General features: G+C 45.6%; 11 protein-coding genes. 7 read left to right on the top strand and 4 right to left on the bottom strand.

The annotated features are described in order from the left end of the window. Nucleotides 1-176: 176 nt before the first annotated feature. Nucleotides 177-1,475: an anaerobic C4-dicarboxylate transporter family protein gene (locus tag AB5935_RS05190; RefSeq protein WP_007838326.1), complete on the bottom strand. Its 1,299-nt coding sequence runs from the start codon at nucleotides 1,473-1,475 to the stop codon at nucleotides 177-179. A gap of 182 nt (nucleotides 1,476-1,657) precedes the next feature. Between AB5935_RS05190 and AB5935_RS05185 the strand changes: the two genes are divergently transcribed. Further along, nucleotides 1,658-2,608 (top strand): NAD(P)H-dependent flavin oxidoreductase, encoded by a 951-nt coding sequence (locus AB5935_RS05185; RefSeq protein ID WP_007843929.1) that lies wholly within the window; start codon nucleotides 1,658-1,660, stop codon nucleotides 2,606-2,608. Nucleotides 2,609-2,904: 296 nt separating this feature from the next. On the opposite strand, the gene AB5935_RS05180 is transcribed toward AB5935_RS05185, so the two are convergent. The 3 genes from AB5935_RS05180 to AB5935_RS05170 all read right to left on the bottom strand — a co-directional run bounded on the left by AB5935_RS05180 (nucleotide 2,905) and on the right by AB5935_RS05170 (nucleotide 6,895). After that, complete coding sequence (locus tag AB5935_RS05180; RefSeq protein ID WP_007838324.1) at nucleotides 2,905-4,338, bottom strand: sodium:solute symporter; 1,434 nt, start codon at nucleotides 4,336-4,338, stop codon at nucleotides 2,905-2,907. 13 nt (nucleotides 4,339-4,351) lie between these two features. After that, entirely contained in the window at nucleotides 4,352-5,284 is a 933-nt protein-coding gene (locus tag AB5935_RS05175) for a dihydrodipicolinate synthase family protein (RefSeq protein ID WP_038606418.1), read from the bottom strand. Between the two features lie 162 nt (nucleotides 5,285-5,446). Next, on the bottom strand, nucleotides 5,447-6,895 hold the full coding sequence (locus AB5935_RS05170; protein WP_038609283.1) for an ATP-binding cassette domain-containing protein: 1,449 nt from the start codon (nucleotides 6,893-6,895) through the stop codon (nucleotides 5,447-5,449). Between the two features lie 383 nt (nucleotides 6,896-7,278). Here AB5935_RS05170 and dapF point away from each other — a divergent pair, with 383 nt between their 5' ends. The 6 genes from dapF to AB5935_RS05140 all read left to right on the top strand — a co-directional run. Next, entirely contained in the window at nucleotides 7,279-8,121 is an 843-nt protein-coding gene (gene dapF, locus AB5935_RS05165; protein WP_007838320.1) for a diaminopimelate epimerase, read from the top strand. Nucleotides 8,122-8,167: 46 nt separating this feature from the next. Then, nucleotides 8,168-9,397 (top strand): LL-diaminopimelate aminotransferase, encoded by a 1,230-nt coding sequence (locus tag AB5935_RS05160; protein ID WP_007843920.1) that lies wholly within the window; start codon nucleotides 8,168-8,170, stop codon nucleotides 9,395-9,397. Nucleotides 9,398-9,496: 99 nt separating this feature from the next. Further along, complete coding sequence (locus tag AB5935_RS05155; RefSeq protein WP_007838318.1) at nucleotides 9,497-10,222, top strand: hypothetical protein; 726 nt, start codon at nucleotides 9,497-9,499, stop codon at nucleotides 10,220-10,222. Nucleotides 10,223-10,313: 91 nt separating this feature from the next. Beyond that, nucleotides 10,314-10,670 (top strand): P-II family nitrogen regulator, encoded by a 357-nt coding sequence (locus AB5935_RS05150; protein WP_007838317.1) that lies wholly within the window; start codon nucleotides 10,314-10,316, stop codon nucleotides 10,668-10,670. A 69-nt stretch (nucleotides 10,671-10,739) separates the two neighbouring features. After that, entirely contained in the window at nucleotides 10,740-12,137 is a 1,398-nt protein-coding gene (locus AB5935_RS05145; RefSeq protein WP_007838316.1) for an ammonium transporter, read from the top strand. A 77-nt stretch (nucleotides 12,138-12,214) separates the two neighbouring features. After that, the coding region (locus AB5935_RS05140) for a glutamine synthetase III (protein WP_410525485.1) at nucleotides 12,215-14,090 on the top strand (1,876 nt) is incomplete at its 3' end.

The raw sequence follows: 14,090 nt of genomic DNA, 5'->3' as shown, positions 1-14,090 counted from the left end.
GGTTTTATTACTATAATAATTATTTGGAAATTTTGTTCACACACAGAGGAAGAAGATGCGCCGATGATATATATGTGCACATCGAATCATTATAAATGTTACAGGCAGAAGATTACTCATGTTACAGATGAAAGATTACTCATCTTCAAGCCTGACCGCACCTATCCCTTTCCTTTCTAGAATACCTGTATCAGCAGCAGGCCTACCACAATAGAAACAAGGGTAGCCACCATTCCGGGCATCATAAACGAATGGTTCAGAATCCATTTTCCAATACCCGTTGTTCCTGTACGGTCAAAGTTGATGGCTGCCACCACCGTAGGATAATTAGGGATAAAGAAATATCCGTTGACGGCAGGGAACAAAGCAATCAGCATCATCGGAGAAATACCCAGTGCTATTCCTAACGGTACAATAGCACGCACCGTAGCAGCCTGGCTATAAAGTAAAATAGACATGACAAACAATGCCAGACCGAACAGCCAGGGCATTTGACGCACAATCCCTTCAATAGAACCTGTCAGTTCCGTAATGTTTCCATTGATGAACGTATCCCCCATCCATGCAATACCAAAAATAGCGATTACCGCCTGCATTCCGGCAGGAAACACGCTGCCTTGTGTAGCCTTGATTCCATCCGTACGTGAAATGATAAGAATAATAGCTGCCGCACACAACATCAAGATCTCAATAATAGAAGGCATATCCAAAGCCGCACCGTTGAACACAGGACGCATAGCAGGGATAGAGCCGAATAATACAATCAGCAGTGTGGCGGCAATAAAGATAATCACCGAGATACGGGCGTGAAACATATTCTTCACATCGTTCAGTTCCACATGTTTTGTATCAATCATTCCGGCTTCCAGACGGCGCAGGTATTCAGGATCTTCCAACAACTCCTTGCCGACCTTTTTTGAAAGGAAAGCACCGACCAGCACACCGATTAATGTAGCAGGAATGGTAATCTTCAGAATATCAAACAAAGTAATGTCAAATCCTGTCAGCAGGCCCAGCAACGCTACGGTAGCGGCAGAGATAGGGCTGGCGGTAATAGCCTGTTGCGAGGCGATAACGGCAATGCCTAAAGGACGCTCAGGACGAATTTTAGTTTCCGTAGCTACCTCGGCTATGACAGGAAGCACAGAGTAGGCCACATGCCCTGTACCTGCGACAAAAGTAAACAGATAAGTAACCAACGGGCTCAGGATAGTCACCTGCGAAGGGTTACGGCGCAACAGCCGTTCCGCCAACTTCACCATATAGTCCAGTCCGCCGGCAGCCTGCATACAAGAGGCGGCAGAGATAACGGCGACAATCATCAACATCACATCAATAGGGGGAGCGGTAGGCTGAAGTCCGAAGACAAAAGTCAATATGGCAAGGCCTACACCTCCCATCACTCCCAATCCGATACCTCCCAAACGGGCACCTACAATAATAGCGACAAGTACAAATAGCAATTGCAATAACATGGTTTTTATCCGTTTATAAATATACAATTTTAATTCCGAGAACAAAGATAGACCATTTCTGTTCTACAAACCTTAAAATTTCTAAGAATTTTTCCTTTTTTCACTACTTTCCCCCTAAAACATTCAATAAAAGTTAGTTGTTTTGTATAATGAATAATGTGCAAATTATTAAATTATTATATATGAACAGAATTTGCAACCTTTTTGGAATAAAGTATCCCATCATACAGGGAGGAATGGTATGGTGTAGCGGTTGGAGACTGGCCTCCGCAGTAAGTAATGCCGGAGGGCTGGGACTGATAGGAGCAGGCTCCATGCATCCCGAAACCTTGCGCGAGCACATACGGAAATGCAAAGCGGCGACAGACAAGCCTTTCGGAGTAAACATTCCGCTGATGTATCCCGAAATAGACATCCTTATCAATATGGTAATAGAAGAGGGTGTGAGAATCGTCTTCACCTCTGCCGGAAATCCAAAGACTTGGACAGAACACCTGCATGAGCACGGCATCATTGTGGCCCATGTAGTGGCAAGCACCAAGTTTGCCGCCAAATGCGAAGAAGCAGGCGTAGACGCCATCGTAGCCGAAGGATTCGAAGCAGGAGGACATAACGGACGGGAGGAAACGACCACCCTATGTCTTATTCCAGCCGTCAGACAGATTACCACTGTGCCGTTGATGGCTGCCGGAGGTATCGGATCGGGAGAAAGTATACTAGCCGCTATGGCATTGGGGGCCGACGGAGTGCAGATAGGCACGCGCTTCGCATTAACCGAAGAGAGTTCCGCTCATTTCACATTCAAAGACCGATGCCTGCGACTGAACGAAGGAGATACCCAACTGACATTGAAACAGCTCTCTCCCGTCCGGCTGGTCAAAAATGATTTCTTCAAACAAGTGGAAGAAGCGGAAAGCCGTGGCGCGACAACGGATGAACTACGCACTTTGTTAGGAAAAGGACGTGCAAAAAAGGGAATCTTTGAAGGAGATTTATTCGAAGGGGAACTGGAAATAGGACAAGTCGCATCCTGCATACATAAATTACAGACGGTGGATGAAGTGATGAAAGAACTGGTGGAAGATTTCAATGCCGCATTAAACAGGGTCAATGAGTTGCAAAGATTTATCTGATAAGAAGGACGATAAAACAATCAAAAAACCGGAGAATGAATCAAAAACAAGATGAACATTCTAAAGATTACAGATTGTAACCGACAAATACATAAAAGTGGATGTGTCCAAATTCAGTTTTTGGAAATATGAACTTATAATCTGAGATTTGAGCATCCTAAAAGACTAAGAAAGGGTCGTATCATTACTCAATACAGAGCTTGATACGACCCTTTTAAGTGTTATAATTACTATCTGTAACCATTAGGAGCAGTCATTTTGGTTTTGACACGCCTAATGCATAAAATTAAGTTATTCTACTTACACCTTCTCTTATTAAACAAATTAGCACTCAGGAATCCCACCAAAAATATCAGCAACGTTCCGAATACGATAGCCAGATTGGCATGTACAAAAGGGGATATCACAATCCAACAAACCAGAATTACCCCACAAACGACTCCCAGTACCGCATCAAAATTACGTGCCTTCCTCGAAATATACCCCAATAGAAACAGTCCCAACATGCCTCCGCTGAAAATAGACGCCAACGCCCACCAAGCATCCAGCGCACTTTGCACACTCATAAAGGCAAAGGCCACCAGAATTCCTGCCACTCCTACTCCCACACTAGAGAGTTTCAGCACCAACATCCGTTCCCTGTTTCCGGCATGTTTGCGGAAACGCTGATAATAATCCGTCAGAATGATGGTAGACGAACTAGTGACACTGGTCGCAATGGTACTCATACCTGCGGCAAAGATAGAAGCAATCAGCAGGCCTGTCAACCCCACCGGCAACTCATTGACTATAAAGAACGGAAAGACATAATCCGCCCCCACTCCGTCGGGCAAGACCCCCGGATGCACTTTATAGAACGCATACAGCCCGGTCCCTATCATAAAGAAGACAGCCGAAACGGGAATAAACAAATATCCTCCGAACAAGGCCGAGAACTTAGCCTCCTTCTCATTCTTCGCCGTATGATAACGTTGCACATAACTCTGGTCTATACCATAGTTCTGCAAATTGGTAAATACGCCATAAATCAGGCACACCCAAAAAGTGGACTCACTTAAACTGCTTCCAAAACTTCCCAAGCTGAATTTTCCATCTTCCATAGCGATGGAGAAAGTCTGTGCCGGACCTTCGGGCATGTCAAAAAGCAAGATAAACATACATACCAGCGCACCGCCAATCAGAATAATCCCCTGTATGGCCTCTGTCCAAATGACAGCTTTCATGCCGCCCAGCATGGAATAAAGTACAATAGCCACACTGGTCACAATAATGATGGTCTGGATATTCCATCCCAGCAATACATTCATGGGCAATGCCAACAAATACAGAATAGAGCCTGTACGTGCAATCTGGGTAAGCAGATAACAGGACGAGGCATATATACGGGCCCAAGGGCCGAAGCGGTTTTCCAGGAAACTATAAGCCGATATACTGTCCTGGCTTCGGTAAAAAGGCACGAAGTAACGAGCCGCAAAATAAGAAGCTATAGGGATAGACAGGCTGAATACAAACGCATTCCAATCTCCCGAAAAAGCCTTTCCCGGATATCCCAAATAACTGATACTGCTGACATACGTGGCAAAGATGGACATCCCCACCACCCAGCCGGGCAAGCTTCTGCCGGCAGAAGTGAACTCCTCGGAAGTACCTTTCTTCTTAAAGAAAGAACAACCGAAGGCCACGACTCCGCCGGTAAACAGCAAAAAGACGATTATATCAATGATATGCATACAGACCGAGCATTTAAGGTTTCAACTCCGGACAAAAAGGGAGTGCCTCCAACGCCTTGCGTATCTTCTCGCGTTCCGGAGCATTGAAGCGATGGAAAGGAGCCGCAACAAAATCATCACAAACGCCCAATAAAGACAACGCGCATTTCAATCCCTTCAGATAACTGGAACCATGCTGGCCCACAGTATAAATACTGCTGCTTATCTGCATCACCAGGGGTTGAAGACGGCTCACCGTTTCCATGTCACGTGCCAAGGCGGCATTATACAGGTCTACATACAATTCCGGAAACATATTGGCACCTCCATTGATGCCTCCGTGTCCACCCAGTAACACACACTCGGCCGTAATTTCCTCCGGTCCCACCAGCATGGCAAAATCCGGTCGGTCCTTCATGGCATACATCACGGACTGGAAATAAACGGCATTGGCCGAACTATCCTTGAATCCCACTACCTGAGGGTTACGGGCAATGCACTGTATCGTAGCCGGAGCAAAATTCACTTTTGTATGCGACGGCATATTATATAAGAAGATAGGCAACGGCAACTGAGGGATAAGGTCTTCATAAAATTCGGCCAGTTCAGGCTGCCCCGGAGCAAAATAGTAAGGGGGAGCGGAAACTACGGCTGAAGCACCACACTCGGCCCCCACATGTGCCAGATGAATACTTTCTACAATTGATGTATCGGAAATACAAACCAGAACCGGAAGTCTTCCGGCATTGATACGGCAAGTTTCCTTTATCATTTCATGGCGGAGCCGGTAACTGATGCTCTGCGCCTCTCCAGTGGTACCCAGTATAAATAATCCGTGCACTCCTCCTTTTATCAGTCGTTCTATCAATCTTTCCAAACCGTCAATATCCAGTTTGTCATTATCCAGTAACGGAGTCACTAAAGGAGGAATAATGCCTGTCATAGGCTTTTTTAATGTGTTTTCCATGATTCGTTTTCTTTAAAAAATTTCAATGCTATATTTATGAAACGAACAGTAGAATTATTTGTACTCAGTCCAACACCCCGGCTTGTCCGGAAAGCGACAGGGCACTATCGTTTAACCTGTCGTCTTCCGTCTGCCCGGAACGTACCTTTTGAAAAAGAACTTTTAATTCCGCTTCAAGAAAAGAGAGTTAGTTATACATGCGGGCAACTCTTCCTGATAATGTGTCACCATAATCATGGTCTTGTCCTTACGACGGCAGAAAGTTTCTATCACATCTTTCACCAACCGGCGGTTGTACAAGTCCAACCCATGCAAAGGCTCGTCCAAAATAAGCAACTCAGGATCCTTCACAAAAGCACGAGCCAACAACACCAGACGCTGCTCGCCACTGGACAACTGCAAGAAATTCCGGTCTTTCAAATTTGCAATACCAAAAATATCCATCCACCATTCACAAGCCGCCATCTGCTCGGGACGCGGACGTTTGTACAACCCCACAGAATCATGTAGCCCGCTTGCCACAATATCTATGGCAGGAAGGTTCTTCAGATAAGCGCGATGCATCTCAGGACTGACATATCCTATATGCTTCTTTATCTCCCAAATACTTTCTCCGGAACCGCGTTTTCTGCCGAACAAGGTAATATCACAAGCATAACTCTGCGGATTATCTGCACAGACCAGACTCAGCAACGTAGACTTTCCTGAACCGTTCTCTCCACTCAAAGCCCATTTCTCGCCACATTTCACTGTCCAGTCCAAATCTTTCAAAATGGTACGCTCGCCATAACGGATGCTTACCTTGTTCAAATCGACTACGTGCTCGGTGTGATACAAATCACCGCCGTAAGGCAAATTCAGAATCCGTGCCTCCTTTTCTTCGGAAAGCATCCGTTCCGGTATCGACTTACGGACCGCCAAATATTCCTGCAAAGTCATCTTTTTACCACACACCCTGTCTTCCACAGGAATAACATGAGTGATAAAAGCAGGAATATCATCGGACTTAGACAAGATAAGGATTACCTGCAAATGGGTTACTTTAGTCAGTTCACCCAACAATGTATGAAGCAGGTCCCTCGTCTTCGCATCCAGTCCGATAAAGGGATTATCCATAATCAGTACACGCGGATTACTCAGCAAAGTCTTTGTCAGTTGAAACTTACGTAACTCACCACTGGAAAGCAGAATGATATGTTTATCCAGCATCCTCTCCATGCCAAACAGTTCATACAAAGCCTTTTCCAGGCCTGAATCGGTCGCTTCGGGCAACAAATCACGTACCAGTGGAGTTTCATCCAAATCATGAGCATTCCACCGTTGCTGATAATAGTAATTTCCATCGGCATCTCCGTATGAATCACGGAAAGCAATATACTTTATATTCTCGTATGCCATCTTCGAAGGAGAGGGAGAGAAATCATATTTCACTTCGTTCATCAACAACGGCCACCGACCTGTAATCGTATCTACCAATATACTTTTTCCTGCCCCGTTTCTTCCCACAACAGCTATATGTTCTCCGGCGGCAAGTGTCATATTCACCGGTTCCTTCATCCGGTACAGCGGATGGCGGGTCACACCATTTTCTATCGCAATAATATTCTGCATTACAAATCTCTTTTTTACCCAACAGGATGCAAAGGTAACAAAATAATATAGCAATACGATAATATATTATCATTTTGTTACATCGATCATCCACCTTAATTATATACGATACCGATTATACAACACTGAATAACCAACAAAATATTACCTAAACTATATGTTCCATAACAGAGTACAGACTTAATGAATTACAATTAAAAAGAATATAACTAGACTTTTATTTCAGTTTGAAAGAAAAACACCTAAAATAGCTTTCTATTTATCATTAGAATAAAAATAAATAAGAATATAGATAGCACCATTGTTTATAAAACATCAAAAAGATATATATTTGCACCAAAATAAGACAAAAGGAAATAATAACAGAAGAAGTTATAGACAAAATGGCAACAACAATCAAGTTCACGAAGATGCAGGGAGCAGGTAATGACTATATATACGTAAACACCCTGAGACACCCCATAGCAGACCCCGTGAGAACTTCCATCAAATGGAGTTCTTGTCACACGGGGATCGGTTCCGACGGGCTGGTATTGATTGGAAAATCAACCAAAGCGGATTTCAGTATGCGCATATTCAATGCAGATGGTTCTGAAGCTATGATGTGTGGCAACGCCTCCAGATGTATAGGAAAGTATGTATATGACAACAAATTGACTCAAAAGGAAGTCATCACGCTGGAAACGCTCTCAGGAATCAAGATCCTAAAACTGCATACGGAGAACGGGCTGGTAGAAGAAGTAACAGTAGACATGGATCTTCCCCTGCTTACCAACTCCAGACAAATAAATACCCCGGACGGCAAAATGTTGGCAAAAACAATCACAGTAGATGGAAAAGAATACAAAGGAACATTTGTTTGTATGGGAAATCCACATTTAGTAATTTTCATAGATGATATAAAAAATGTAAATTTGCCGGCAATAGGTCCGAAACTGGAGAATCATCCGCTTTTTCCCGAACGAACAAATGTAGAATTCGTTGAAGTATTGCCGGACGGTTCCTTAAGGATGAGAGTCTGGGAAAGAGGCTCGGGCATCACCATGGCATGCGGAACAGGAGCTTGTGCCACTGCCGTAGCCGCATACCTGAACCACAAGGCCGGAAGAAAATCACGGGTAAGGATGGATGGTGGTGATTTACAAGTCCATTGGAACGAAACAGACGGACATGTGTACATGACAGGTCCCGCAGTAAAAGTTTTCGATGGTGAGATAGAAATTTAACAGGAATAAGAAATCAGTAAAGACAAACTATAAAACAACAGCAATTATGGCATTAGTAAACGAACATTTTTTAAAACTGCCCAACAATTACCTGTTTTCGGACATTGCCAAGAAAGTAAATGCATTCAAAGTTTCCCATCCCCAAAAAGACCTCATCCGTCTGGGCATCGGAGACGTGACACAACCATTGCCCCAAGCATCCATAGAAGCCATGCACAAAGCAGTGGACGAACTGGCAAGCAAAGAAACCTTCCGTGGATACGGTCCCGAGCAAGGATATGATTTTCTAATCGACGCCATCTTGAAAAACGATTATGCCTCACGCGGAGTACATTTGGAATCCGGCGAGATATTCGTCAGTGACGGCGCCAAAAGCGATACGGGAAATATAGGGGACATCCTCCGCCACGATAACAGCATCGGTGTGACAGACCCTATTTATCCGGTATATATCGACTCTAACGTCATGTGCGGACGAGCAGGAGTGCTGGAAAACGGAAGATGGAGCAACGTGGTCTATCTGCCCTGCCTGAGTGAAAACAATTTCATTCCCGCTATCCCCGACCGCAGAATAGACATTTTATATCTATGTTACCCCAACAACCCCACCGGTACGGTTATCAGTAAAGCAGAATTGAAGAAATGGGTGAATTACGCACTGGAGAACGACACATTGATTCTTTATGACGCAGCCTACGAAGCCTACATTCAAGACCCCGACATCCCCCACTCCATTTACGAGATAAAAGGAGCCAAAAAGGTAGCCATAGAGTTCCGCAGCTTCTCCAAAACCGCCGGCTTTACCGGAGTGCGTTGCGGCTACACCGTAGTACCCAAGGAGCTGACCGCCGCCACATTGGAAGGAAAACGCATCCCGCTGAACCGGTTGTGGAACCGTCGCCAATGCACTAAGTTCAACGGAACCTCGTACATTACCCAGCGCGGTGCGGAGGCCATTTACAGCCCTGAAGGAAAGGAACAGATAAAAGCCACCATCCACTATTATATGACCAACGCCCGCATCATGAAAGAAGGACTGGAAAGCACCGGACTAAAAGTATTCGGCGGTGAGAACGCACCTTATTTATGGGTGAAGGCTCCCCGAGGAATCAGCTCGTGGAAGTTCTTTGAACAAATGCTGTACGAAGCCAATGTGGTAGGTACTCCCGGAGTAGGATTCGGTCCCAGTGGAGAAGGTTACATACGGCTGACCGCCTTCGGCGAACGCGCGGACTGTGAAGAGGCAATGAAACGAATCAGGCGATGGATATTATAAACAACATTTATCACATAACAAGCACAAACCATTACAAGAAAAACAAATACATACGAGATATAACAAACTCACTATTATGAATTTAAAAGGTAAAAAGCAATGAAAAAGAGTTTTAGAAAAACAACATTTCTGTCGGCCTTGGCAATAGCTGTTCCGGCAATGGGCATGGCGCAGGACAAAGTAGAAGCCAGCGTAGGAGCCGACTTTGTAAGCGGATACATCTGGCGTGGCCAGGATTTGGGGGGTGTCAGTATCCAACCCACGTTGTCAGTTTCTTACAAAGGGTTCTCATTGTCTGCATGGGGAACAACAGGTATCGAAAAAGAAGATACAAAAGAGATTGACCTCACATTAGGCTACACCACAGGAGGGTTCAGTATCTCCGTCACAGATTACTGGTTCAATGGAGGACCGGGGTATTTCCATTACGGCTCACACAATACCAACCATACCTTCGAGGCACAGATAGGTTATGACTTCGGACCGCTGGCCTTGAACTGGTATACCAATTTCGCCGGAACCGACGGAGTGAATAACGAAGGAGACAGAGCCTATTCTTCCTACATCTCGGCTACCGTACCTTTCACACTGGCAGGACTGGAATGGACAGCGGAAATAGGAGCGACTCCGTGGGCCACAGACTTTTACAACTATTCCGAAGACCCTGTATGCAACGGTTCCAACGGTTTCGCCGTATGCGACATCAGCCTGGGAGCCGCCAAGGAGATAAGAATCACCGATTCATTTTCCGTTCCAGCTTTTGCAAAAGTCACCGTAAACCCACGCACTGAAGGGGCTTATTTCGTTTTCGGGCTAAGTTTTTAATCATAAAGAGCATAAATACAAGGATAACAACAAGGTATCAGTTTTTTAGAAGGTAAAAAGATTACATTATATACAAAATACAAATACAACAATGAAAAAAATTGAAGCTATTATCCGTAAGACCAAATTCGAGGACGTAAAAGAAGCGTTGCTCGAAGCCGAAATCGAATGGTTTTCCTATTACGATGTAAGAGGCATTGGCAAAACACGTCAAGGACGCATTTACCGTGGAGTGGTTTATGACACCAGTTCCATTGAGAGAATCCTGGTTTCCATTGTAGTCCGCGAAAAGAATGTGGACAAAACCATTCATGCCATTCTCAAGGCTGCTCATACCGGCGAGATCGGTGACGGACGTATCTTCGTCATACCCGTTGAAGATGCCATCCGCATCCGTACAGGAGAACGTGGAGATATTGCCTTGTACAATGCAGAACAAGAGAAATAACTCATTACACACCCCGGTCAAAACTACTCTACAAAGTAAAAATCATACTACAACTTAAGCGAAAAAATTATGGATACAACTAATAGAAAAGGTATGGAAAAACTATACCTGAAAAGACTCTTTATACTTTTATTTCTGTTCCCAGCCAGCCTTTGGGCACAAGACGCACTATCGGAAACTCCTGTCAGGAGCACGGACACAGAAGCCATCAATGAAATTGTAACCGGTCTGAATACTGTATGGATGCTGCTGGCAGCCATGCTGGTATTCTTCATGCAACCGGGATTCGCTTTGGTGGAAGCTGGATTTATCCGCACCAAGAATACCGCCAACGTACTGATGAAGAATCTGATTGACTTTATGTTCGGCTCCATCCTCTTCTGGTTCATCGGTTTCGGATTGATGTTCGGTGTGGGAGGTTTCGTAGGCACGCCACATTTTTTCAACCTTGACATAATGGACAAAGTCATTGACAACGGACTACCCATTGAAGGGTTTCTGATCTTCCAAACCGTATTCTGTGCCACTGCAGCAACCATCGTATCAGGAGCTATGGCAGAACGTACTAAATTCTCCATGTACTTGGTATACACCATCTTCATCAGCGTACTGATTTATCCGGTATCAGGACACTGGACGTGGGGTGGCGGATGGCTGATGAATGGTGAAGAAAATTCTTTTATGACAAACATATTCGGAACCACCTTCCATGACTTCGCCGGTTCCACTGTCGTTCACTCAGTAGGCGGGTGGATTGCCCTGGTAGGTGCTGCCGTTCTAGGACCGCGTATCGGTAAATATGGTAAAGATGGCAGGTCTAAGGCTATCCCGGGACATAGCTTGACATTGGCTTGCCTGGGTGTATTCATTCTTTGGTTCGGTTGGTTTGGTTTTAATCCGGGTTCTCAACTGGCAGCAGCTACCGGTACTGATCAGACAGTTATCTCTCACGTATTCCTGACCACTAACCTGGCAGCATGCGCCGGTGGCTTCTTCGCTTTGACAGCAAGCTGGATAAAATATGGAAAACCTTCTTTGTCATTAACATTAAACGGTGTATTGGCAGGACTGGTCGGAGTCACCGCCGGATGTGATCTCGTTTCCCCCTTCGGAGCAGTCATGATCGGTGCCATCTGCGGCATCGTCATGATTTTCTCGGTAGACTTCATTGACCACATATTGAAAATAGACGATCCGGTCGGAGCCTCCTCTGTACATGGTGTTTGTGGTTGCCTCGGTACCATTCTTACCGGACTTTTCGCCACCGAAGAAGGACTGCTCTATGGTGGTGGTTACAACTTCCTGCTAGCACAACTGTTCGGTACAACAGTAGTAGGTTGCTGGGCAGCAGGTATGGGATACCTCATCTTCAAAGGATTGGACAAGATTCATGGTTTGCGCGTCCCGAACAGAATTGAAGAAGAAGGGCTCGACATTTATGAACATGGCGAATCTGCATACAACTAAAAGTCATTTTGAATCAAAATAATAAAGAGAAAATCATTCACTCTAAATAAATTAACAACTAAACAAATTTAGGTATTATGTCAAAATTAAGATTCCGAGTAGTTGAAACAGCTTTCAAGAAGAAAGCAGCAACAGTAGAAACACCTGCCCAAAGGCCCGGTGAATACTTTGCCAAGTATGTATTCAACCGTGAAAAAATGTTCAAATACCTGCCTAGCAATGTCTATGCCAAACTGACAGATGCTATGGACAATGGCGCTCCTTTGGACCGCAGCATCGCCGACGAAGTAGCCGCAGGCATGAAACGCTGGGCAACCGAACTGGGAGTAACCCACTATACCCACTGGTTCCAGCCGCTGACCGAAGGAACCGCCGAAAAACATGACGCGTTTGTAGAACACGACGGCAAGGGCGGAATGATGGAAGAATTCTCCGGCAAACTACTTGTACAGCAGGAACCCGATGCTTCCAGTTTCCCTAATGGCGGTATCCGCAATACCTTCGAGGCACGTGGCTACAGTGCATGGGACCCCTCCTCCCCCGTATTCGTAGTAGACGACACCCTGTGCATCCCCACCGTATTTATCGCCTACACCGGCGAGTCCCTCGACTACAAGGCCCCTCTGTTGAAAGCGTTAAGTGCTGTAAATAAAGCAGCAGTTGATGTCTGCCATTATTTTAATCCCGAAGTAAAGAAAGTAATGGCCTATTTAGGATGGGAACAAGAATACTTTCTAGTAGACGAAGGCCTGTACGCCGCACGCCCCGACCTATTACTGACCGGACGTACCCTGATGGGACACGAAGCCAGCAAAAACCAACAGTTGGAAGACCATTACTTCGGGGCCATCCCTACCCGTGTGGCAGCTTTCATGAAAGACCTGGAAATCCAAGCATTGGAACTGGGCATCCCCGTAAAGACCCGCCACAACGAAGTGGCTCCCAACCAATTCGAACTGGCTCCCATTTTCGAAGAATGTAATCTGGCCGTAGATCACAATATGCTCATCATGTCACTGATGCGCAAAGTAGCCCGTAATCATGGTTTCCGTCTGCTGCTACACGAAAAGCCATTCAAGGGAGTTAACGGATCAGGCAAGCACAACAACTGGTCATTAGGTACAGATACCGGTATCCTGCTGATGGCTCCCGGAAAGACAGCCGAAGACAACCTGCGTTTCATTACTTTTGTCGTCAATACCCTGATGGCAGTTTACCACCATAACGGATTGCTGAAGGCCTCCATCATGAGTGCCACCAATGCACATCGTCTGGGAGCCAACGAGGCACCTCCCGCCATCATCTCTTCTTTTTTGGGCAAACAGCTGACACAAGTGCTGGATCACATGGAAGAAAGTGCAAATGATGACCTTATTTCGCTGGCTGGCAAACAGGGAATGAAGCTGGATATCCCTCAGATTCCCGAATTGCTGATTGATAACACTGACCGCAACCGCACCTCTCCTTTCGCCTTTACAGGCAATCGCTTTGAATTCCGTGCCGTAGGTTCGGAAGCCAACTGTGCCAGTGCCATGATTGCACTGAACACGGCGGTGGCGCACCAGTTGACAAGATTCAAAAAGGATGTGGATGCATTGATTGAAAAGGGAGAGCCAAAAATCTCCGCCATCGTGGAAATCATCCGCCAATACATCAAGGAATGCAAACCTATCCGGTTCGATGGCAACGGTTATTCAGACGAATGGAAAGCTGAGGCTGCCAAACGCGGTCTGGACTGCGAAACCAGTTGTCCGCTGATATTCGACAATTACCTGAAACCCGAAAGCATCGCCATGTTCGAAGCAACAGGCGTCATGACGCGCAAAGAACTGGAAGCCCGCAACGAAGTGAAGTGGGAAATGTACACAAAAAAAATCCAGATCGAGGCTCGTGTTCTCGGTGACCTAGCTATGAATCACATTATTCCCGTGGCTACCGAATACCAGAGCAAAC

The sequence above is a fragment of the Phocaeicola sp. RTP21198st1_B8_RTP21198_201120 genome, assembly GCF_040929485.1.
Lineage (GTDB): Bacteria > Bacteroidota > Bacteroidia > Bacteroidales > Bacteroidaceae > Phocaeicola > Phocaeicola dorei.
This window is presented reverse-complemented; position numbering and strand designations above follow the sequence as displayed.